Here is a 21,073-nt window from a genome sequence, read left to right as displayed (position 1 = left end):
CCCGGTTTGATCAATCAACGGGCCTCTGCGACGGCCTCCACGGCCCCTGGCGGCCCCCTCCCGCGAGTCGTGCCACAGTGCCGCCCCGCACCCACCCCAAAGACGAATCCCAGATGCGTCTTTGCTAGCGTCCCGTGGCGTGAGGCTGACCAAGTTCACCGATCTGGCGCTCCGCGCCGTCATGCGGCTCGCCGTCCTCGACGGCGACGCGCCGCCGACCACCCGCGAGGTGGCCGAGTCCATGGGCGTGCCCGCCGCGCACATGGCGAAGGCTGTCACGCGGCTGCGGCACCTCGGCGTGCTGGAGGCCCGCCGGGGCCGGGGCGGTGGCCTGGCGCTGACCGCGCTCGGGCGCGGCGCATCGGTCGGCTGGCTGGTCAGGGAGTTGGAAGGGGACGGGGAGGTCGTCGCCTGCGAAGGCGAGACGCCCTGTCCGCTGCGTGCCGCGTGCCGGCTGCGCGGCGCGCTGCGCGACGCGCAGGAGGCCTTCTACGCCACGCTCGACGCGTTCACGGTCGCCGATCTGGTGTCCTCGCCGACCGGCCCGGTGCTCGTCGGCCTCGTCGGCCGCCGCCCCGGCTGAACGGCGGCCGCACGCCGCTGGAAGGCGGCGAACACGCCCGTCCGTCGGCTTTTTAATGCGAAGATCACTTACCACTTTGAGGAGTCGCTGTGCTGTCCGAGCGGTCCGTCCCGGTCGTCCGCGCCACCCTGCCCGTCGTCGGCGCCCACATCGGCGCGATCACGGAGCTGTTCTACGAGAAGCTGTTCACCGACCGGCCGGAGCTGCTGCGCGACCTGTTCAACCGGGGCAACCAGGCCGCCGGCGAGCAGCAGAAGGCCCTCGCCGGCTCCATCGCCGCGTTCGCCGGGATGCTCGTGGAGCATCCGGAGGCCCGCCCGGACGCGATGCTCTCCCGCATCGCCCACAAGCACGCCTCCCTCGGCGTCACGTCCGGGCAGTACAAGCTCGTCCACCAGCACCTCTTCGCCGCCATCGGGGAAGTCCTCGGCGACGCCGTCACCGAGGAGGTGGCCGCCGCCTGGGACGAGGTGTACTGGCTGATGGCGAACGCCCTGATCGCCGTCGAGGCCCGCCTCTACCAGGAGGCCGGCGTCCCCGAGGGCGCCACGTGGCGGCGCATGGAGGTGGTGGAGCGGCGCGAGGAGACCGCCGACGCCGTGTCGCTCCTCCTGCGCCCCGCCGACGGCACGCCCGCCGGAGCCTTCCGGCCGGGCCAGTACGTCGGCGTCCGGGCCGTCCTGCCCGACGGCGCCCGCCAGATACGCCAGTACAGCCTCTCCTCCGCGCCCGGCGCGACCGAGTGGCGGATCACCGTCAAGCGCGCCCGGGGCGGCGCCGGACCCGACGGCGAGGTGTCGTCGTGGCTGCACGGGCACACCCGCGCCGGTGACGTCCTCGACGTCTCCGCCCCCTTCGGCGACCTGGTCCTGCCCGACGGCGACGGGCCGCTGCTGCTGGTCTCGGCCGGTATCGGCTGCACGCCGATGCTGTCGATGCTGCACCACCTCGCCGGCCGGGGGGACGGCCGCCCGGTGACCGTCGTCCACGCCGACCGCACCCCCGCCGACCACGCCCACCGCGAGGAGCTCCGCCGCCTGGCCGGCCGGCTGTCCGGCGCCCGGCTGCACCTCTGGTACGAGGAGCCCGGCGACGACCCGGACGCGGCGCGCGGCACGGTCGACGTGGCCGCGCTCGACCTGCCGGACGGCGTCACCGCCTACCTCTGCGGCCCGCTGCCCTTCATGCGCGCGGTCCGGGGCGACCTGCTGCGCCGCGGAGTGCCCGCGAGCGCCGTCCACTACGAGGTGTTCGGCCCGGACCTGTGGCTCGGCCGCGACTGAACCGCCGCCGGTGAACGCGCCCGGCCCGGTGGCCCGCCCCGCGCGGGGACGGCCACCGGGCCGGGTGCTCATGTGCCGTACGGTTCGCGGGGCGGCGCCAGGGCCGCGCGCCGCTCTCGGGCGGGCGGAACCGTGCGGGCGCGGGGCCCGCGTCGGCCGGACCGTGCGGGCTCGGGCCCGCGCTCTCCGGAGCCCTGCCGACTCGGGCCCGCGTCGGAGTCGTACGGACGCCGGGTCAGAGGCGGCCGGGTGTGCCGTCCTCGACCGGGTCGAGCATCTCCTCGCGGGGCGGGGCCGCCGCCCCCGCCGGAGCGGCGCCGCGGCGCCGCGCGGTCAGCCAGGTCGCGACCGGCTCGGTGTAGCGGGCGGTCAGCGGCCCCATGACGACGAGGATCAGCACGTACGCCGTGGCCAGCGGGCCGAGGGACGGCTCGATGCCGGCCGTCACGGCCAGGCCCGCGATGACGATGGAGAACTCGCCGCGCGCCACCAGCGTCCCGCCGGCCCGCCAGCGGCCCTTGACGGAGATGCCGGCGCGCCGCGCGGCCCAGTACCCCGTCGCGATCTTCGTACCGGCCGTCACCACGGCCAGCGCCAGCGCGGGCAGCAGCACGGGCGGGATGCTCGCGGGGTCGGTGTGCAGGCCGAAGAAGACGAAGAACACCGCGGCGAACAGGTCCCGCAGCGGGCTCAGCAGATTGTGCGCGCCCTCCGCCACCTCGCCGGACAGGGCGATGCCGACCAGGAACGCGCCCACGGCGGCCGACACCTGGAGCTGCTGGGCGATCCCCGCCACCAGCAGCGTCAGGCCGAGGACGACCAGCAGCAGCTTCTCCGGGTCGTCACTGGAGACGAACCGCGAGATCAGCCGCCCGTAGCGCACCGCCAGGAACAGGACGAGGCCCGCGACGCCGAGCGCGATGGCCAGCGTGGCGCTGCCCGCCGCCAGACCGACCCCGGCCAGCAGGGCCGTGATGATCGGCAGGTACACGGCCATCGCCAGGTCCTCCAGGACCAGGATGGACAGCACCACCGGGGTCTCCCGGTTGCCGAGCCGCCCCAGATCGCCGAGGACCTTCGCGATGACCCCCGACGAGGAGATCCAGGTCACGCCCGCGAGGACGACCGCCGCGACCGGGCCCCAGCCCAGCAGCAGCGCCATCGCCGCGCCGGGCAGCGCGTTCAGGGCCGCGTCGACCAGGCCGGCGCGGTACTGCGTCTTCAGATTGGTGACCAGGTCGGTCGCCGTGTACTCCAGCCCCAGCATCAGCAGCAGGAGGATGACGCCGATCTCGGCGCCGATCGCCACGAACTCCTCGCTCGCGCCGAGCGGCAGCAGCCCGCCCGTGCCGAACGCGAGACCCGCCAGCAGATAGAGCGGGATGGGGGAGAACTTCAACCGCCCGGCCAGGCGCCCCAGCAGGCCGAGGCCCAGGATGATCGCACCGAACTCGATCAGAAAGACAGCGGACGAGTGCATCTATCACTCCCTCCCGAGTATTGCGGCGGCGGCGTCCACGCCCTCGCGGGTGCCGATGACGATGAGGGTGTCCCCGCCGGCCAGCCGGAAGTCCGGACCCGGCGAGGGGATCGCGTCGGCCCGGCGCAGCACGGCGACGACCGACACCCCCGTCTCGGTCCGCATCCGGGTGTCCCCGAGATGCCGCCCGCACCAGTACGACGTGGCGGTCAGCTCGATCCGCTCGGCCACCAGGCCGAGGTCCGTCGTGGACAGCAGGCTCGGGCTGTGGTGGGCGGGCATGAGGGCGTCGATCAGCGCCTCGGCCTCCGTCGCCGTCAGCTTCACGGACAGCGCGCATTCGTCGGGGTCGTCCCGCCGGTACGCGTTGAGCACCCGCGTCCCGTCCCGTTGGGCGACGACCGACAGGCGGCGGTCCTCGCGCGTCGTGAGGTCGTAGCGGACCCCGATTCCGGGCAGCGGCGTACTGCTCATCCGTGGAGCGTGCACGGTGGATCTCTCTCCCTGGGCGTGGCTGGAGCGGTGCGGGGACGTGTGGGGCGGCATGGGCCAGGCATGCCGGAAGGGCGTGTGGGGACGCCTTGACGAATACTTTACCCGGGCAACCAATCGGGGAATTCCGTGTGAGGCACCGCATTCCCGCCCGTATCCGGCGCCGCGTGTCACCCTGGCCGTGACCGGCCCCTTGCCCGCCGTTCACACGCGGGGGTTACGATCGCCAGGGTTACGGCGTCGGGCGCTTCGGCGCGAGGCCCGCTCGGAAGGTAGGGAACATGGGAACGTTCAGTGTGTGGCACCTCGCCATCGTCCTCGGAGTCGTCGTGCTGCTCTTCGGCAGCAAGAAGCTGCCCGAGATGGCTCGCTCCCTCGGCAAGTCCGCCCGCATCCTCAAGAGCGAGGCCGCCGCGATGAAGGCCGAGAACGCCAAGACGGAAGAGGTCGGCAAGGCGGACGACACGACCGTCCCGCCGCCGTCCCGCCCCGCCTCCTGAACCCCGCGGCCGGGCGGCGCCGCTGCGCGCCACCCGGCGGCGCACCCGCGCGTCCCGTCCGGCGCGCGTACGGCCGACGGCCCCGCCCGGCGCTCGTGACGCCCCCCGGGCCGCCGCCCGCCTCCCACCGGCGCTGACGCCCGGCCCCCGACGCCGCCCGCTCGTCGAGTGGGCCGGGAGCGCGGCCCCCCGTGTCACATCCGGTGCCCTTCGCGCTGCCCGGTGGCCGCGCCGCGTCTCTTCCACCCGGTCCGCGTGAGCCCCAGTCCGCGCGAGCTCAGGTCTGCGTGAGGCCCGGTCCGCGTGAGCTCCGGTCCCGTACCACGTGAAGGGGCCGGGCGGTCCGTGCCGCCCGGCCCCTTCACGCCGATCGCCCCACGCGTCGCGCTGAGCCTCACGCCCAGGTCGCGTCGCTCACGCCACGGTGCGGCGGACGCACTCCGCCACCACGTCCCGCAGGCTCCCCGTGCGGTGCAGGATCTGCCGCTGCACCTGTGCCCCGTTGCCGTGCTTCAGCAGGTCCGCCAGGGCGTCCTGCGCCGGCAGGGTGTCGCCGTTCTCGTCCAGCGCGTCCCGGACGTGGTCGAACAGGGCCCGTACGACCGCCTCCGCGGGGGCCGGGCGCATCGTCAGCGGGTGGATCAGCTCGCCCTCCAGGCCCGAGCGGGCCGCGCGCCAGCTCGCCAGCCGCAGTAGCGCCACCCCGTGCCGGGCCGGCGGCACGCCCTCGCGCCACTCCCGCGCCGCCGTGTCCACCAGGCCCCGGATCAGCGTGGCCAGCAGCACCGTCGTCGACGGGTCCAGGCAGACGTCCGCGACCCGGACCTCCACCGTCGGATACGCCTTGGACAGCCGGGCGTCGAAGTACACCATGCCCTCGTCGCGCAGCGCCCCGCTCGCGATCATGTCGGCGACCTGCTCGTGGTACCGGTCGGCCGACCCGAACACCTCCACGGGCCCGGCGGACGGCCAACGCCCCCACACCCGGTTGCGGTAGCTGCTGTATCCGCTGTCCTCACCCTGCCAGAACGGCGAGTTGGCGCTCAGCGCCAGCAGCACGGGCAGCCACGGCCGCATGCGGTCCAGGACGCCCACGCCCTCCTCGTCCGACTCCACGGCCACGTGCACATGGCACCCGCAGGTCAACTGCTCCTGCGTGGTCAGGCCGAAGTGCTCCTTCAGCCACAGATGCCGCTCGTCGGTGCCGAGGGTCGGGCTCACCTCCAGCGGCGAGGTGGCGAGGGCCGCCACCGACGCGTCGACCCCTTCGGCGTGCCGGGCCGCCTCCGCCCGCCAGCGGCGGATCTCCTCCTCCAGGTCCCGCATGTCCGTCTGCGGGCTCGTCGCGAACTCCAACTGCTGCCGCTGGAGTTCACTCTCGAACACCTCGTCGTTCCCCAGCGGGTCGCGTGAGGCCGCCGCCAGGACCGCCGCGGACAGAGCGCGGGGCTCCCCGTTCTGACGGTCCACGAGCAGCAGCTCCTCTTCGACACCCACACTCCGCACAACATCACCTTTCTCAGCTCCGGGCCGACCGCCGCGCGAGCCGCCGGGCGGATCGGCGGCGCAGCCACAGGGGGAGTACGTACCAGCACAGCGCGAACCAGAGCATCACCCCGGCCACGAGCAGCTCGGCGAGCAGCCCGGGCACCACCACGTGGAGGATGAGGAGCAGCGTGCAGCCGATCGTCAGGGCGAGCAGCACCATCCCGCACATCATCAGCTTGTGCGCGGTGCCCACCAGCTCGTCCTTCATCCGCTGCCCCGACAGGAACCGGTGCAGCGACACCGGCGCTATCAGCGCCGCGGTCGCGGAGGCGCCCAGCACCACCGTGATCACGTAGATCACCCGGTCCGTCGTCGCCAGCTCCCGGAACAGCGGGGTGAACGCGACGCTCAGCAGGAAACCGAAGAGGATCTGTACGCCCGTCTGGGCGACCCTCGTCTCCTGGAGGATCTCGTTCCAGCGGCGGTTGACCCGGTCGCGGGCCGTCTCCGGCCGCTCCGGCTCCAGGACGGCCGCCGGGCTCTCCACGGCGGCCACCGGGATCTCCAGGCCGGCCGCCGGAGCCTCCGCACCGGCCACCGCACCGGCGTGCATGCCCGTCGGCGGAGCCTCCGAGCCGGCCGCGCCCTCCGCCGCGCCCGGCACCTCGAGCGCCGGCGCCTTGAACGGCGGGACGGCGAGGGCCCGCGCACCGGCCTGCCCCGCGCCTCGCGCGCAGGAAGGGCACGCGCCTGCTGAGGGGCGGCGCCCTGCGGGCCACCCGACCGGCTGCTCCGTCATGGTCATGGCGTCGTCCTCCGTACTCGGGGACGTTCGTGTGCCCAGTCCGCTCCGAAGCATGCCGATGCCCCCAACCGGTTGCGAATGCGGTGAAACGGGGTTAGCCGGACCGGATCACGGGGGACCCGTGGTTCCGTGAGAGCCCGCCCACCGGCCACGACGCCGGGGAGCGGGCGCCAGACAGACGCGGAGGAGGGATCGTCGCACCATGACGACGGCACGAGAGATCATGACCGAGGGCGCCGAGTGCATCGGCGAGAACGAGACCGTACTCGACGCCGCCAAGAAGATGACGGAGCTCGGCGTCGGTGCCCTGCCCATCTGCGGAACCGACAACAAGCTCAAGGGCATGCTCACGGACCGCGACATCGTCGTGAAGGTCCTCGGCGCGGGCAAGGACCCCGCCGACTGCAAGGCCGGTGAACTGGCCCAGGGCGAGGCGGTCACCATCGGCGCCGACGACGACGCGGACGAGATCCTGCGCACGATGACCCAGCACAAGGTGCGCCGACTGCCCGTCATCGACGGCCACACCCTCGTCGGCATCGTCGCCCAGGCCGATGTCGCACGGGCGCTGCCCGAACCGAAGGTCGGCGACCTCCTGGAGGCGTTGTCCACCGACTGAGCAGCCCCGGCATCCCGCCGGCACCGGGCCCCGGCCGCGCGCACGCGACCGGGGCCCGCCTCGTTTCGTACACCGCCCCAGGGGAGGGAGGCGCATGCCATGGGCGACATCCTGACCGGCACGTGTTCGTGGACGGACCCGGCCCTGGTCTCCAGCGGCTGGTATCCGCGCGGCCGGCGCGACGCGGAGGGGAGGCTGCGGCACTACGCGGACCGCTTCCCGGTCGTCGAGGTCGACTCGTCGTACTACGGCCTGCCCAGCGCCCGCAACAGCGCGCTCTGGGCCGAACGCACCCCGGCCGGCTTCCGCTTCGACGTGAAGGCGTTCTCGCTGCTCACCGGCCATCCGACCCGCCCCGCCGCGCTGCCCGCCGACTTACGGCCCGCGCTCGCCCGGCACGGCGGGACGCACCGCGCGCCCGCCGCTCCGGCGCTCCTGGACGAGGTGTGGCACCGCTTCGCCGCGGCGCTCCGACCGCTGCGCGACGCGGGCCGGCTGGGCGCGGTGCTGTTCCAGCTGCCCCCGTGGGCGGCCCCCGGCCCGCGCGTCCGGGCATTCCTCGAGGACTGCCGCGAGCGCACGGACGGCTGGCGGATCGCGGTCGAGTTCCGCCACCCCGGCTGGTGGACCGGCGCCGAGCGGGCCGGGACGGCGGCGCTGCTGCGCGACCTGGACCTGGCGTCGGTCGCCGTCGACACGGCCCCGGGCCTCGCCGGTTCGCTCACCCCCGACGTGCCGGTCACCTCCCCGGCGCTGTCGGTCGTACGGTTCCACGGCCGCAGCCCGGCGTGGGGCACCGGCAGCAAGGAGGACCGGTTCCGGCACGGCTACACGGAGGAGGAGCTGCGCGAGTGGCTGCCCCGGCTGCGCGCCCACGCCGACCGGGCCGCCGAGGTCCACGTCCTGTTCAACAACTGCTGCGGCGACGCCGCCGTACGCGCCGCCGAGGCCATGCGCGGCCTCCTCGGCGACACGGCGAAGGAGCCGCCGCGTACCGGCGCACATGGGAACGGCCCGGCGGGGCACACGGGTTGCGACCCGAACGGACCGGCCGGACGCACCGCGCCGACCGCGTCCGGCACCGGCACACAGGAGGTGTCATGTCCCAACTGATCCGCCGCATCAAGAGGTTCAGCCGCAGCCCGCAGGGGCGCAGGCTCATCCACACGGCGCGCCGCGCCGCCCTGGACACCCGGCGGCGCCGCACCACCCGCAGCCGAGGGCTGCTGGGGCGGCTGGTGCCGCGCCGCCACTGACGGCGCCGCCCCGTCCCGCACCGCGCCGCGGCCCCCGCCGGATCCCCCCGACCGGCCGGGGCCGCGGCGTGTCCGGGGGTTGTCGGCGGGGCCCGGCGACCCTGGGCGTAGGCCGTACGTCTGACAAATGTCATGGCTTCCTGTGCGCAACTTCCTTCTGGCGAAGGAGAGTCGGGCCCTTCGGGCCGCCCGAGGATGGGTGTGGGGCACCCACCGGTGCCCCGCACCGACCACCGCAGGAGTGCCCATGCACCTCTCGCCGCGCCCCGCCCGCCGAGGGCTGCGCCTCGCCGCAGTCACCTCCGGCGCCGTCCTGCTGTCGCTCGCCGCCGGGACGCTGCCCGCCCAGGCCGCCCCCGCCGCGCCGACCGCGGCGGCCGTCGCGGAACGCCACGCCCCGCGCCTCGACCGGCAGGCCCTGCGCGCCTCGCTGGACGCCATCCACCAGGCCGGCATGTACGGCACGTACTCCGCCGTCCGCGACGGCTCCGCGCACTGGCGCGGCGCCTCCGGCATCGCCGACAGGGACACGAAGCGCCCCGTCCGGCCCGGCTTCGAACACCGTGTCGGCAGCATCACCAAGACGTTCACCGCCGTCGCCGTGCTCCAGCAGGTCCACGCGGGCCGCGTCGACCTGGACGCGCCCATCGGCCGCTACCTGCCCGCACTCGTGCCGGGCGAGCAGGGCCGCACCATCACCGTGCGCATGCTGCTCAACCACACCAGCGGTCTCGGCGACCACATAGCCGCGGCGTTCCCCGGCATCATGGAGGACGCCGGCAAGGCGCTCGACGAGGGCCGCTTCCGGCACTGGGCGCCCGAGGAGCTGATCCGCTTCGGACTCGCCGCCCCCGCGCCCGCGCCGCGCGGCACGTACAGCTACTCCAACACGAACTACATCATCATCGGCGAGCTGCTGCGCGAGGTCACCGGCGAGGACCCGGAGCGGTACATCACCCGCCACGTCATCCGGAAGGCCGGGCTGCGCCACACGTACTTCCCGCGCACGCCGTACCTGACGGGCCCGCACTCCAAGATGTACGAGTCGATGTACGGCCTGATCGACCCGCCGCGGGACTACAGCGTCTACGACATGTCCTGGGGCGGCCTGGCCGGCAACCTCGTCTCCACCATGGACGACCTCAACTCCTTCTACCGGCAGCTCCTCACCGGCCGCCTCGTCGGCCCGGCCGAGCTGCGCGAGATGAAGACGACCGTCCCCATGTACGAGGCGCCGCCCGGCCAGGAGGCCGCCATGCGCTACGGGCTCGGCATCTACACGACCCGGATGTCCGACGGCCGCTGGTACTGGGGCCACGACGGCGGGGTGTTCGGCGCCGGCACCCTGGCGCTGTCCACGGACGACGGCCGCCACCAGGTCGCTCTCGGGATGAACCTGATGAAGTACCAGCGCGTCGACGACAGCGGCCAGATCGAGCCGCACGCCATCGACCACGCGCTGATCCGCCACGTCGAGACCGCCCTGGCCGGCGCCCCGACGGCTCCCGCGCCCTCGGCGGCCCCGTCCGCCCGGTCCGCGTCCCCGTCGGCCCGCCCGGCGGCGCCCGCGCTCACGGCGCTGCCCTCGGCGGCCGAGCCCCGGCCGTTCGCCACGCCGGACCCGCTGCGGCGCTGAACCGGCCGGGCGCCGTGAGCGCCCGGTACGACGGCCCGAGGGGCCGGGGCCCGCAGCCCGCACGAGGCCGCGGGCCCCGGCGCGTGCGGTGCCGCGGGCCCGTGCGGGACCCCGGCCATGCGGGAGTCGGACCCGTGCGGGCTGCGGCCTCCTGCGGGCCTGCGGGCCCCGGCGCGTGCGGTGCTGCGGTCTCCTGCGGGCCTGCGGGCCCCGGCGCGTGCGGTGCTGCGGTCTCCTGCGGGCCTGCGGGCTCCTGCGGGTCGCGCTCACGGGTGGGGCGGCAGCCGCAGGGCGCTGAGGGCGAGGGCCAGCTCGACCAGGTCCGCGGGGCGCCCGAGGGACCGGCCGGTCAACTGCTCGCAGCGGCGCAGCCGGTTGAGGACCGTGTTGCGGTGGCAGTACAGGCGGGCACCGGCGCGGCGTGCCGAACCGTCGCACTCCAGCCAGACGGCCAGTGTCTCCAGCAGCAGATCGCGGTCGGCCGGTTCGAGGCGTAGCAGCGGGCCCAGCACCCGCCCGGTGAGCGCCGTGGCGAGGTCCGGCGACGACACGAGGAGGGCGGCCGGCAGATGGTCCTCCAAGCGGACCGTCCCGCCGTCCCCGGGGCACAGGCGCAGGGCGATGTCCGCCAGCCTGCGCGCGTCCCCGACCGCCGCCAGCCCCTCCACCGCCGGGCTCACCCCGACGCGGACGCCGGGCGCCGCGCCCAGCCGCGCCGCCAGCGCGGCAACCACCCCGTGACCGCCGTGTCCGTCGTGGTCCCCGTCCCCGTCGCGTCCCCCGCCCTGCGCGTGCGCCAGGCGGCGGGGACCGTCCGCGTCAGGCCCCTGCCCCCGGCCCCGACCGCCTCCGTCGCCGTCCCCGTCGAGGAGCACGATGCCGTACTCGGCGTCCGCCCCGGTGTGCCAGCGCACGCGCGGGTCCGGCGTGGCCGGCTCCGGCGGCTCCGCCCCCGAGGGGAGCCGCCCGCCGACGGCGACGACCGCGTACCGGCCGCGCTCCGGAAGTCCCAGCGCGGCCGCCGTCTCCGGCAGGTCCGCGAGCCGTGCCGTGCCGTCCAGCAGCGCCCCGGCCAGCAGCCGCAGCCGGTTCTCCTGCCGCCACGTCAGCCGCCGCTCCACCCGCCGGTACGCGTCGGAGACGAGCGCGCACTGCTCGTCGACGAAGTCCCACACGTCACCGGCCACATGCACCAGCAGCCGTACGTCGTCGGCGGAGCGGCGGGACGTCTCCTCGACCAGCGCCTCCCACACGAGCGCCCCGCCCAGCCGGAACGCGTGCAGCAGCGCGTCCAGCGGCATGCCGCGCTCGGCGCGCGCCGCCCCGGTCCGCCACGAGCAGCGCCGCGCCTCCTCCCGCGCGGCGCGGGGGTCGAGCAGCGAGGCGATTCCGTGGCGCAGCGACTGGTGGGCCTCCTGCCAGACGTGACCGGGCTCGCCGGCGAGCGCCGCCCGGTACGCGGGCTCGCGCTCCCGCAGGGCCGCGACCAGCCGGTCGGTCAGATCGGGCAGGTCGTCCAGGAGGGCGCGCGCCGACCGGTGCAGCACCCGCCGGGCCGCCCCGGAGTCCGCGCCGCTCCGGGCGGGGCCGCGCGCGGGACGCGGCACCCGCGCCTCCGGTGACGGCGCCGCGGCACGCGGCCGTACGGCATCGCGCATCGTGTCCCTCCCCGAGGCCGGTGGACGCGGGGCCTGCCGGGCCCCGCCGCCCCTGGAAGGATGGCATACCGTCCGGTCGGTCGAGGAGTCATGCGCGGGGATGCGCGCGAGGCCGTTCCGCGTGCGGGCCGTGCCGGTCCCGTACGGCCCGCACGGCGGGTGCCTCCGGCGGCGCGGGGTCGGCGGGGTGCGCGCGGTCCACCATCCGCGCCAGGTCGACGCGCGACCGGACGCCCAGCGTCGCGAAGACGTTGCGCAGATGGTGGTCGACCGTGCGGGGACTGAGCGAAAGCCGCACCGCCACCTCCCGGTTGGTGGCGCCGTCGGCGACCAGCAGCGCGATGCGCATCTGCTGGGCCGTCAGCCCGGCCAGGCCGCCTTCGGGCCGGCTGCGCGGCGCGCTGCCCGACGCCCGCAGTTCGCTGTCGGCCATCTCCGCCCAGCCCCGCGCCCCGCACTGCTCGAACGCCACCAGCGCCTCCCGCAGCCGGTCGGCGGCCTCGCGCGGCCGCCGCTGCCGCCGCAGCCACTTCCCGTACAGCAGCAGGGTCCTGGCCCGCTCGAACTCACCGCTCGCCGACTCGTGGCGGTGCAGCGCCCGCTCGTACCAGTCACCCGCCTCCGCCGGGTCCAGCAGCGCACGGCAGCGGGCCAGCAGGGCCGGCGCCTGCGGATCGCCACCCAGCGACGCCCACACCGCGAACTCCTCCACGGCCGACCGCGCCGCCCCCGCCTGGCCCGCGAGGGCCGTCGCCTCCACATAGCAGGGGATGGCCAGCACCCGTACCGCGAAGTGCCCGCCCCTCGCGACCGGCCGGACGACCGGGCGGAGCCGGGCGGCGGCCTCCGGAGCGCGGCCCCGGCTCAGGTCCGCGCGCGCCGACGCCCACTGGGCGAGCGCCGCGGCCTGCGCCAGCCCGTGCCGCCGCGCGGTGTCCATGGCCCGCCCCGTGTGCGCCGCGACCCCCGTCTCGTCGCCCTCGACCGACAAGGCCAGCGCCAGGACGGCGTGCAGATGGGCGGCGGCGTTCCGCTGCCCGGTCCGGCCCGCCGCCCGCAGGCCCTCCTCGGCGTGGGCGCGCGCCCGCCCGTGCCGGCCCGCCCGCAGCTCGGCGTACGCCAGATACTCCAGCGCCCGCGGTTCGAACACCGCCGAGCCGGACGCCCGCGCCGCGGCGACGGCCCGCGCGCCGACCCGGCAGGCCGCGGCGACGTCCCCGGTGACCAGTGCCGCCCCCCCGGCCCGCAGCAGCCGCGCCGGGTCGGCGCCGCCCGGACCGGCCCGCTCGACCGTGCGCCGCAAAGGCTCCCGCGCCAGGTCCAGCCGTCCCCGCAGCGCGGCCCGCAAACCGGCCGGGTACGCGTCATCGCCCCAGCCCCCGCCCGGCGGCGCACACTCCGGCGCCCGGCGGCCCCCGGCGCCCGTACCGCCCGTACCGTCCGTGCCGTCCGGACGCTCCGCCCGCCGGTGCCCGGGGGTGTCCAGGGCGGCGAGGCACGCGGCCACGTCCCCGGCGGCCCACGCGGCGTCCGCCGCCGCCAGGCGGGCGACGGCCGCCCGGTCCGGGTCGTACGGATCGAGGAGCCGGGCGGCGGCGGTCAGCGACTCGTACGCGTCCAGCACCGGGCCGTCGTCCGCCCCGAGCAGGCCGGCGACCAGCTCGACCCGGCCCCGCACCGCGTCGTGGCCGCCCGCCGCCCGTGCCGCGGCCAGCAACTCCCGCGCCCGGCCGGGCAGTCCCGTGAGGCGCGCCTGCTCGGCCGCCGCCACCAGGCGCTCCCCGCGCGCCCCCGTCCCCGTCGTCAGCTCCGCCGCGCGCGCCAGCGCCGCCGACCGCTCGCGGTGCGGACGGCGGGCGTCCTCCCGTGCCGCCTCGGCGGCGAGCGCGGCGGCCAGCCGCGGGTCGGGGCCCGGTACGGACAGCGCGGTGTGGGTCAGGCGCGCGAGCGGGTTGCGGGACCCGTCCAGGGCGGCGGCGAGCGTCCCGTGCGCCGCGCGCCTCCGGTCGGGCGCGGCGTCCTCGTACACCAGCCGCCGCAGCGGCACCGTGGCGCAGCCGACGCGGCCACCGGACCGGACGAGCAGCCCGGCCGCCTCGGCTGCGGCGAACACCCGCCCCGGCAGCCCCGCGTGGCGCGCGGCGTCCCGCACCAGCCCGGCGTCGGCGGTGCCGCCCGCCGGGCCGTCCTCCGACGCCGCCGCGACCAGGAGCAGTAACGCCCGCACCTCCTCGGGGAGTTCGTCGGGCGCCGGGCTCACCACGCGTCTCAGTGCCACGGTGTCCACGAGCGGACCGGGCAGCGGCTCCGAGCCGGCCAGCCGCGCGGGGGAGAGGCGCTCCGCGAGGAGGACGAGCAGGGCCGGGTTGCCGTCCGCCTCCGTCACCAGCTCCTCCCGTACGGAAGGCTCCACGGGCACCGCCGCCGCGTCGTCCACCACGCGTGCCGCCGCCCCGCGCGACAGCGGCCCGAGGACCACGGACGGCAGCCCCGCGAAGTCCCGGCTCCCCGGATGCCGCCGCGCCGCCGTCACCAGCACCGCGACGGGGCCCGTCCGGGGCGCGTCGCGCAGGAAGGCGGCGAGGGACCGCCGGGACGCCTCGTCCCACAGGTGCGCGTCGTCCACGCACACCAGCGGCGTCCCCCTGGCGGACGCGGCCCGCAGCGCGTCGGCCAGCCGCGGGCCCTCCATGGGCGCCTCGGCCGTGTGGGGGCCCTCCATGTGCGCGGTGTCCGTGTGCGCGTCCTCCATGTGCCGGCCGGCCATGTGGGCGCCGGACATGTGCGGGTCGGACATGTGCGGGTCGGACATGTGCGGTGCGGCCATGTGCGGGGCCGCCATGTGCGGTGCGGCCGTGTGCGGGGTCGCCATGTGCCGGTCGGCCATGTGTGCGTCGGGCGGCGGTGCGTCGGGCGCGGCTCCGTGTCGGGCGAGGGCGTCGCACAGGACGCGCAGCCCGCCGCCCGGCACGCGGCAGTCGCCCGGTGCCGCGGCCACCCGTACGACGGGGCCGCCCGTGAAGGCGGCCGCCGCGTGGTCCAGCAGCGCCGTGCGGCCCATCCCCGGGTCGCCGAGCAGCACGAGGACGCCGCAGCCGCCGCGGCGCGGGGCGTCCAGCACGGCGGCGACGGACCGCAGTTCCGTGTCCCGGCCGTGCGGACGGGAACGCCGTTCGAAGGTCGGCTGTACGGTCATTCCCGCGACGGTAGCGATCCGCGCCCGTACCCGGAAGCCGTCCGACCGGTTCCCGCTTCCGGGCCGCCGCCCGCCCCGCACCGCCTCCCACCTGCGAGGACGCCCGCCGTTGTGCCGGTGCCCAGTCACCCGCACCGGACTGTGTGCCACCGCCCCGCCGGCCCGCACCCGCGCGGGCCCCCGCGCCAGTCACCCACGCCCCACTGCCCCGCATCCGCACGAGACCCGCCCGCCACACATCCGCCCCGCCACACCCCGGTGCACATCCGCCCCACCACGGCCCGGTGCACATCCGCCCCGCCACAGCGCCGACACGCATCCGTCACGGCACACGGCCGGCGGCCGCGCGCGGGGCGCGGCCGCCGGTGGTGGTGAGACCCCGCAGGGCCTCGGATTCAGGACACGTGCGGGCAGTTGCCCCGGTACTCCTCGATGGTGAGGCTCGGCCGGGGCAGCGGGCACAGGAACTGCTCGTAGCGGGTGTCGTTGTCGATGAACCGCTTCAGCCACGAGATGCTGTACTTCGCGATCGTCGTGTTCGACGAGTTCGGCGCGAAGTGCGAGGCCCCGTTCAGCTCCAGGTACGCCCGGTCCAGCGATGACGGAAGGCTCTCGTAGAACGGCTCCGCGTGGCTGGACACCGGCGCGATGCTGTCGCCGTCGGCGCCCATGATGAGCGTCGGCGTCTGGATCTCCGGCCAGGTCTTGTCCAGGTTCCACGGCGTCAGCGGGATCGCCGCCTGGAGCGACGGACGGCTCTTTGCCGCCTCCAGGCTGCCGCCGCCGCCCATGGAGTGCCCCATCACCCCGAGGCGGGTGCTGTCGACCCGGGTGCGCAGGGGGCTGACGCGCGTCAGGTAGTCCAGCGCGGCCAGGAGCTGGCGGCCCCGGCTGTCGGGCTGGTCGAGCGTCGTGTTGGTGTCGATGGTGAACACGACGAACCCCTGCGACGCGAGCCGGGGGCCCAGCCAGGCGATCGACGACTGGGTGCCCGTGTAGCCGGGGGAGATGGCGACGGCGCCGAACGTCCCGTCGCTGGTGGTCGTCGGGTAGTAGATCGTCCCTCCGCCGAAGCCGGTCACGGCCAGCGAGGAGACGGTGGCCTCCGAGACGGCGTACGGCCCGCGCACCGCCTCGATGCTGGCGTTGGTCGGCGCGGGGCCGCGCTCGTACGGGTTGTCCGCCGCGTGCGCGCCGGGCGTCGGCCCGAGGCCGAGGCCGACGACGACCGCGACGGCCGCGAGGGCGCTGCTCAGTGAACGGGTCCTGCGCTGGATGTGGGGGTGCTGGTGCACGACAAAGTCGTCCTCTCCGTCGTCTGGCGGGACCCCCGGCGCGGCGGGCGCGGCCGGCCGGCGGCGGCGCGCCGCACCGGGGGGTGGGTGGCCCGCCGGTGGGTGGCGCAGTCACTGTGGCGGCGGACCGCGGCGGCGGGCATCGGCTATATCACCGGTCTCGGCGCCGGGCGCGCACGAAGGGCCGTCCGGTGCTCGACTGGAAGGGGGCACGACGAGAGGAGCCCGCCATGTACGTGCTGCGCGTCGAGCACGCGGTACCGGACTACGAGGCGTGGAAGCAGGCGTTCGACGGCGACCCGCTGGGCCGTGGGGCGGCGGGCGTCCGGGCGTACCGGGTGATGCGGCCCGTCGGGGACCGGGACCGCGTCATGATCGACCTGGAGTTCGAGGATGTGGAGCGGGCCGAGGACATGCTGTCCCGGCTTCGGGAGCTGTGGTCCCGTGTCACGGTGGTGACGGGTCCCCGCGCCGAGGTCACGGAGGTCGTGGAGACGGGACGGTACTGAACCGGTACCGCCGCCCCCGCGCCGGGCCCGACCCGCGCCGGGCCCGCCACGCCGGTACCGCCGCCCCCGCACCGGGTCCGACCCGCGCCGGTACTCATGCCCCCGGGCCCTCCGTCACGGGCAGGCACTCGGCGAGCAGGTCCAGGACGTCGCGCCAGGCTCGCCGCGCGTGCACGGGGTGGTGGCCGACGCCGGGGACCGTGGGATGGTCGACCGGCGGGTGGTGGAAGGCGTGCAACGCGCCGCCGTAGACCGTGAGGCGCCAGTCGACGCCTGCGGCCCGCATCTCGGCGGCGAACGCGTCCCGTTGTGCGGGCGGCATGATCGGGTCTTCCGACCCGACCCCGGCCCACACCGGGCAGCGAATGCGCGCCGCCTCGCCCGGCCGGCCCGTGGTCAGTGCGTTGACCGTCCCGATCGCGCGCAGGTTGGCGCCGCCGCGCCCGAGTTCCAGCCCGACGGCGCCCCCGGTTCCGTAGCCGACGGTGGCGATGCGGTCGGGGTCGGTCCGGGGCTCGGCGCGCAGCACGTCGAGCGCCGCACGGCCGATCGCCCGCATCCGGTCGGAGTCGGCGAGCAGCGGCATGCACCGGGCCAGCATCTCCTCGGGGTCGCTCAGATAACGCCCGCCGTGAAGGTCGAAGGCCAGCGCCACATAGCCCAGCTCGGCGAGCGCGTCGGCGCGGCGGCGCTCGACGTCGCTGAGCCCCATGCCCTCCGGTCCGAGCAGCACCGCGGGCCGACGGTCGGCACCGGCCGGGAGCGCGAGGTGCCCGATCATCGTCACACCGTCGGCCGGGTACGCGACCGCACGCGTCGTCATCTTCGTCATGGGACCGGACCGTAGTGATCGTCCAGCCCGGTCCGGCCGGTGTTCCGCCACCGGCAGAACAGCACGGGTGTCCCTCCGCAAGCGGCATGCGCCCGGCGCTCAGAGCCCAACGGGGATGCCCGGCAGTTTCGCGGGACCCGCCGGCGTGCCCGGTTCGACAGAGTCGCCAGCCTTAAGCGTGCAGGAGTTTGCCTATAGTCTGTAGGTAGAGACATACTCGCCATAGGCAAACAGAGAGCAGGTGATGGTTGTGGTTCGGGCGGGACTGAGTCCGGAGCGGCTGACGCTCGCCGGTGCGGAACTCGCCGACGAGGCCGGTTTCGACCAGGTGACCCTGTCCGCGCTCGCCCGGCGTTTCGACGTGAAGCCGGCGAGCCTGTACGCGCACGTCAAGAACTCCCACGAGCTCAAGACCCGGATCGCGCTGTTCGCGCTGGAGGAGCTCGCCGACCGGGTCGCCGACGCCGTGGCCGGGCGCGCCGGCAAGGACGCCCTGACGGCCTTCGCGAACGCCTACCGGGACTACGCGCGAGCGCACCCCGGCCGGTACGAAGCGGCGCGGTACCGGCTCGACCCGCAGACCGCCGCGGCAAGCGCCGGCGTGCGGCACGCGCAGATGACACGCGCGATCCTGCGCGGCTACGACCTGGCCGAGCCGGACCAGACGCACGCGGTGCGCATGCTGGGCAGCGTCTTCCACGGCTACGCCTCCCTGGAGGCGGCCGGCGCCTTCGATCACACGGACGTCGCCGCTCAGCAGTCCTGGGCCTGGACCCTGGACTGCCTCGACACCGCGTTGCGAAGCCGGCCCACCCCCTGACCGACCGCCCCACCCCGCAACCAAGGCCCGAGGCATTGAGCACCGAACAGAACCTGATCACCACCCCCGTCACCGCCGACTTCCTGCGCGGGCACCTCGACGTGGAGGAGACCACCCACGGCCTCCTGCCGCACCGGCTGCCCGCCTGGGCGCGCCGCCGGATACCCGACGACCTGCTGGCCGTCGCCGAGGCCCAGCCCTCCGGCGTCCGGCTGGCCTTCCGTACCTGCGCCACCACCATCAGCCTGGAGACCCTGCCCACCAAACGCGTCTACCGGGGTTTCCCGCCCCCGCCGGACGGCGTCTACGACCTCCTGGTCGACGGCCGCCTCACCGCCCAGGCCACCGTGGCCGGCGGGAACCTGCGCACCGTCACCGACATGCGGACCCAGAGCGCGGAGTTCACACCGGGCCCCGCCGGCACCGCCCACTTCGCCGACCTCCCCACCGGCGAGAAGGACATCGAGATCTGGCTGCCGCACGCGGAGACCACCGAGGTCATCGCCCTGCGCACCGACGCCCCCGTCGAGCCCGCCCCGGACAGGGGGCGCCGGGTGTGGCTGCACCACGGCAGCTCCATCAGCCACGGATCCAACGCCGCCTCGCCCAGCGCCATCTGGCCTGCCCTGGCCGCCTCAGCGGGGGACGTGGAGCTGATCAACCTCGGATTCGGCGGCAGCGCACTGGTCGACCCGTTCACCGCCCGCGCGATGCGCGACACCCCCGCGGACCTGATCAGCCTCAAGCTCGGCATCAACGTCGTCAACAGCGACGCCATGCGCCTGCGCGCCTTCGCCCCCGCCGTCCACGGCTTCCTCGACACCATCCGCGAGGGGCACCCGGCGACCCCCCTGCTCCTGATCTCGCCCATCCTGTGCCCGACCCACGAGGACACCCCCGGCCCTCTGATGCCGGACCTCTCCGGGGGAACCCTGAGGTTCAAGGCCACCGGTGATCCGGCCGAGACCGCCGCCGGACGGCTCACCCTCACGATCGTCCGCCGCGTCCTGGCCGACATCGTCGGACAGCGGGCCGCCGAGGACCCCAACCTCCACTACCTCGACGGACTCGGCCTCTACGGAGAGAGCGACCACGACGAGTTCCCCCTGCCGGACGGGATCCACCCCTGCCCCGAAGGGCACCGCCGCATCGGCGAGAACTTCGCCGAGCTCGTCTTCGCGGACGGCGGGCCCTTCGCCGCCACGACCGGCTGACCCGGACGGCCCCGGCCACCGGGCCCCGCACCGCTCCGGACGCAGCACCACGACGGGCCCCGGCCGCAGTCCCGCCCGGAATGGAGCACCACGACGGGCCCCCGCCGCCGTACCGCCCGAAGGTGGAGGCAGTCACGCCGTCGCGCCCGGCCCGGCGTGCCGCCAGGAGGTACCACGTGCTCACGCGCCCCGCCCGCCCCCGTGCCGCCGCCCGGACGGCCGCCGCCACGGCCCTGGCCCTCGCGGCGGCGATGGGCCCCGTCCTCGGCTCCGCCCCGGCGGGCGCCACCGCCCCCGCGCGGGACGACACCCTCCAGCGCCGCCTGGAGCAGCTCGTCGCCACCCGCGGGGGCCCGCCCGGCGCCATCGTCGTCCTCCACCGCACCGCCCCCGGCGCCGCCCGCCCGGGCACCGCGCCCGAACCGGCACGGACCGAGGTCTACCGGGCGGGGACCGCGGACCTGCGCACGGGCCGCCCGCCGCGCGTGGACGACCACATGCGGATCGCCAGCGTCGCCAAGGCGTTCAGCGGGGCCGTCGCCCTGCGCCTGGTCGACGAGCGGCGGCTGCGCCTGGACGACACGATCGGCCGGGTCCTGCCCGCGCTGCCCGCGGCCTGGCACCGGGTCACCCTGCGGCAGCTCCTGCAGCACACCAGCGGCCTGCCCGACTACAGCGCGTCCCCCGGGTTCCGCGCCGTCATCACGGAGGACCCGCGCCACCGCTTCGACTCGCGGCGCCTGCTCGACTACGTCGCCGACCAGCCCCTGCGCTTCCCGCCCGGCAGCCGGTACGCCTACTCCAACTCCGACAACATCGCCGTCGCGCTCATGGCCGAGGCGGTCACGGGACGCCGCTACGAGGACCTCCTGCGGCAGCTGGTGTACCGGCCGCTGGGCCTGCGCGACACCCACCTGCCGCAGGGCCACCGGCTGCCCGAGCCGTATCTGCACGGGTACGCCGTCGACCCGCCCGCACCGCCCGAGGACGTGAGCGAGGCCATCGGCGCGTCCGGCAGCTGGGCGTCGGGCGGGATCGTCTCCACCCCCGCCGACCTCGGCGCCTTCATCCGCGCCCACGCGTCCGGCGCGCTCCTGTCCGACGCGACCCGGCGCGCTCAGCGGACGTTCGTCCCCGGCGGCGCGTCCCAGCCGCCCGGCCCCGGCGCCAACGACGCGGGCCTCGCGCTGTACCGCTACACCACCCGCTGCGGAGTGGTGTACGGCCACACCGGCAACACCCCCGGCTACACGCAGCTCGCCGCCGCGACACCCGACGGCACCCGCTCCCTCACGTTCACCGCCACCAGTCAGATCCCGCTCGACGCGCGGCTCCTGGCCCGCACCCGCGCCCTCCAGGAGGACTTCGTCTGCGCCCTGCTGCGCCGCGACTGACCGGCGCCGGCAT

The 21,073-nt window shown here is 75.8% G+C and carries 19 protein-coding genes; 11 read left to right on the top strand and 8 right to left on the bottom strand.

Annotation, left to right across the window (positions count from 1 at the left end):
• The first annotated feature begins 139 nt into the window (after positions 1–139).
• Positions 140–583 (top strand): RrF2 family transcriptional regulator, encoded by a 444-nt coding sequence (locus ACSUPT_RS02050; protein WP_351963621.1) that lies wholly within the window; start codon positions 140–142, stop codon positions 581–583.
• An 89-nt stretch (positions 584–672) separates the two neighbouring features.
• Complete coding sequence (locus tag ACSUPT_RS02045) at positions 673–1,866, top strand: globin domain-containing protein (RefSeq protein ID WP_404143741.1); 1,194 nt, start codon at positions 673–675, stop codon at positions 1,864–1,866.
• 235 nt (positions 1,867–2,101) lie between these two features.
• Here ACSUPT_RS02045 and ACSUPT_RS02040 read toward each other — a convergent pair whose 3' ends face one another.
• Positions 2,102–3,346: a cation:proton antiporter gene (locus ACSUPT_RS02040; protein ID WP_351963619.1), complete on the bottom strand. Its 1,245-nt coding sequence runs from the start codon at positions 3,344–3,346 to the stop codon at positions 2,102–2,104.
• A gap of 3 nt (positions 3,347–3,349) precedes the next feature.
• The gene (locus tag ACSUPT_RS02035; RefSeq protein WP_351963618.1) at positions 3,350–3,820 is read right to left on the bottom strand and encodes a cation:proton antiporter regulatory subunit; all 471 of its coding nucleotides are present in this window, start codon (positions 3,818–3,820) and stop codon (positions 3,350–3,352) included.
• A 299-nt stretch (positions 3,821–4,119) separates the two neighbouring features.
• Between ACSUPT_RS02035 and tatA the strand changes: the two genes are divergently transcribed.
• A complete protein-coding gene (gene tatA / locus ACSUPT_RS02030; RefSeq protein WP_351963617.1) occupies positions 4,120–4,338 on the top strand; it encodes a Sec-independent protein translocase subunit TatA in 219 nt (72 codons plus the stop codon).
• A gap of 414 nt (positions 4,339–4,752) precedes the next feature.
• On the opposite strand, the gene ACSUPT_RS02025 is transcribed toward tatA, so the two are convergent.
• The gene (locus tag ACSUPT_RS02025; RefSeq protein WP_351963616.1) at positions 4,753–5,844 is read right to left on the bottom strand and encodes a glutamate--cysteine ligase 2; all 1,092 of its coding nucleotides are present in this window, start codon (positions 5,842–5,844) and stop codon (positions 4,753–4,755) included.
• A 13-nt stretch (positions 5,845–5,857) separates the two neighbouring features.
• On the bottom strand, positions 5,858–6,439 hold the full coding sequence (locus ACSUPT_RS02020) for a DUF6328 family protein (protein ID WP_436946159.1): 582 nt from the start codon (positions 6,437–6,439) through the stop codon (positions 5,858–5,860).
• A 394-nt stretch (positions 6,440–6,833) separates the two neighbouring features.
• Between ACSUPT_RS02020 and ACSUPT_RS02015 the strand changes: the two genes are divergently transcribed.
• The 4 genes from ACSUPT_RS02015 (at position 6,834) to ACSUPT_RS02000 (ending at position 10,142) form a co-directional block, all read left to right on the top strand.
• Entirely contained in the window at positions 6,834–7,250 is a 417-nt protein-coding gene (locus ACSUPT_RS02015) for a CBS domain-containing protein (RefSeq protein WP_351963615.1), read from the top strand.
• Between the two features lie 99 nt (positions 7,251–7,349).
• Positions 7,350–8,363: a DUF72 domain-containing protein gene (locus ACSUPT_RS02010; RefSeq protein ID WP_436943323.1), complete on the top strand. Its 1,014-nt coding sequence runs from the start codon at positions 7,350–7,352 to the stop codon at positions 8,361–8,363.
• Positions 8,351–8,506, top strand: coding sequence for a hypothetical protein (locus ACSUPT_RS02005; protein WP_351963613.1), 156 nt, complete (start codon positions 8,351–8,353; stop codon positions 8,504–8,506). The genes ACSUPT_RS02010 and ACSUPT_RS02005 overlap by 13 nt, the downstream gene beginning before the upstream one ends.
• A 247-nt stretch (positions 8,507–8,753) precedes the next feature.
• On the top strand, positions 8,754–10,142 hold the full coding sequence (locus tag ACSUPT_RS02000; RefSeq protein ID WP_351963612.1) for a serine hydrolase domain-containing protein: 1,389 nt from the start codon (positions 8,754–8,756) through the stop codon (positions 10,140–10,142).
• A gap of 266 nt (positions 10,143–10,408) precedes the next feature.
• On the opposite strand, the gene ACSUPT_RS01995 is transcribed toward ACSUPT_RS02000, so the two are convergent.
• The 3 genes from ACSUPT_RS01995 to bdeA form a co-directional block, all read right to left on the bottom strand.
• A complete protein-coding gene (locus ACSUPT_RS01995) occupies positions 10,409–11,800 on the bottom strand; it encodes a PucR family transcriptional regulator (protein WP_436943322.1) in 1,392 nt (463 codons plus the stop codon).
• A gap of 88 nt (positions 11,801–11,888) precedes the next feature.
• The gene (locus ACSUPT_RS01990) at positions 11,889–14,996 is read right to left on the bottom strand and encodes an AAA family ATPase (protein WP_436943321.1); all 3,108 of its coding nucleotides are present in this window, start codon (positions 14,994–14,996) and stop codon (positions 11,889–11,891) included.
• Between the two features lie 395 nt (positions 14,997–15,391).
• Complete coding sequence (gene bdeA, locus ACSUPT_RS01985) at positions 15,392–16,291, bottom strand: bis(hydroxyethyl) terephthalate hydrolase (RefSeq protein ID WP_351963609.1); 900 nt, start codon at positions 16,289–16,291, stop codon at positions 15,392–15,394.
• 230 nt (positions 16,292–16,521) lie between these two features.
• On the opposite strand from bdeA, the gene ACSUPT_RS01980 reads away from it, so the two are divergent.
• Positions 16,522–16,800 carry a hypothetical protein gene (locus ACSUPT_RS01980; RefSeq protein WP_351963608.1) on the top strand — a complete coding sequence of 93 codons (279 nt, stop codon included), beginning with the start codon at positions 16,522–16,524 and terminating at the stop codon, positions 16,798–16,800.
• Between the two features lie 94 nt (positions 16,801–16,894).
• Here the strand turns inward: ACSUPT_RS01980 and ACSUPT_RS01975 are convergent, their stop codons facing one another.
• Positions 16,895–17,632 carry a dienelactone hydrolase family protein gene (locus ACSUPT_RS01975; protein WP_436943319.1) on the bottom strand — a complete coding sequence of 246 codons (738 nt, stop codon included), beginning with the start codon at positions 17,630–17,632 and terminating at the stop codon, positions 16,895–16,897.
• A 250-nt stretch (positions 17,633–17,882) separates the two neighbouring features.
• Here ACSUPT_RS01975 and ACSUPT_RS01970 point away from each other — a divergent pair, with 250 nt between their 5' ends.
• The 3 genes from ACSUPT_RS01970 to ACSUPT_RS01960 all read left to right on the top strand — a co-directional run bounded on the left by ACSUPT_RS01970 (position 17,883) and on the right by ACSUPT_RS01960 (position 21,060).
• The gene (locus tag ACSUPT_RS01970) at positions 17,883–18,452 is read left to right on the top strand and encodes a TetR/AcrR family transcriptional regulator (protein WP_351963806.1); all 570 of its coding nucleotides are present in this window, start codon (positions 17,883–17,885) and stop codon (positions 18,450–18,452) included.
• A gap of 35 nt (positions 18,453–18,487) precedes the next feature.
• Entirely contained in the window at positions 18,488–19,666 is a 1,179-nt protein-coding gene (locus tag ACSUPT_RS01965) for a GDSL-type esterase/lipase family protein (RefSeq protein ID WP_436943318.1), read from the top strand.
• 176 nt (positions 19,667–19,842) lie between these two features.
• Positions 19,843–21,060 carry a serine hydrolase domain-containing protein gene (locus tag ACSUPT_RS01960; protein ID WP_436943316.1) on the top strand — a complete coding sequence of 406 codons (1,218 nt, stop codon included), beginning with the start codon at positions 19,843–19,845 and terminating at the stop codon, positions 21,058–21,060.
• Positions 21,061–21,073: the final 13 nt, after the last annotated feature.

This window comes from Streptomyces sp. SudanB25_2051 (genome assembly GCF_964272635.1).
GTDB lineage: Bacteria > Actinomycetota > Actinomycetes > Streptomycetales > Streptomycetaceae > Streptomyces.
The sequence above is the reverse complement of the archived record's forward strand: the minus strand, read 5'-3'. Positions and strand labels throughout refer to the sequence as shown.

Coding starts and splice junctions, on each gene's coding strand:
- ACSUPT_RS02040 (WP_351963619.1), bottom strand. CDS start 3,346: ATGCACTCGTCCGCTGTCTTTCTGATCGAGTTCGGTGCGATCATCCTG.
- ACSUPT_RS02035 (WP_351963618.1), bottom strand. CDS start 3,820: ATGAGCAGTACGCCGCTGCCCGGAATCGGGGTCCGCTACGACCTCACG.
- tatA (WP_351963617.1), top strand. CDS start 4,120: ATGGGAACGTTCAGTGTGTGGCACCTCGCCATCGTCCTCGGAGTCGTC.
- ACSUPT_RS02020 (WP_436946159.1), bottom strand. CDS start 6,439: ATGCACGCCGGTGCGGTGGCCGGTGCGGAGGCTCCGGCGGCCGGCCTG.
- ACSUPT_RS02015 (WP_351963615.1), top strand. CDS start 6,834: ATGACGACGGCACGAGAGATCATGACCGAGGGCGCCGAGTGCATCGGC.
- ACSUPT_RS02010 (WP_436943323.1), top strand. CDS start 7,350: ATGGGCGACATCCTGACCGGCACGTGTTCGTGGACGGACCCGGCCCTG.
- ACSUPT_RS02005 (WP_351963613.1), top strand. CDS start 8,351: ATGTCCCAACTGATCCGCCGCATCAAGAGGTTCAGCCGCAGCCCGCAG.
- ACSUPT_RS02000 (WP_351963612.1), top strand. CDS start 8,754: ATGCACCTCTCGCCGCGCCCCGCCCGCCGAGGGCTGCGCCTCGCCGCA.
- ACSUPT_RS01995 (WP_436943322.1), bottom strand. CDS start 11,800: ATGCGCGATGCCGTACGGCCGCGTGCCGCGGCGCCGTCACCGGAGGCG.
- ACSUPT_RS01990 (WP_436943321.1), bottom strand. CDS start 14,996: ATGACCGTACAGCCGACCTTCGAACGGCGTTCCCGTCCGCACGGCCGG.
- ACSUPT_RS01980 (WP_351963608.1), top strand. CDS start 16,522: ATGTACGTGCTGCGCGTCGAGCACGCGGTACCGGACTACGAGGCGTGG.
- ACSUPT_RS01975 (WP_436943319.1), bottom strand. CDS start 17,632: ATGACGAAGATGACGACGCGTGCGGTCGCGTACCCGGCCGACGGTGTG.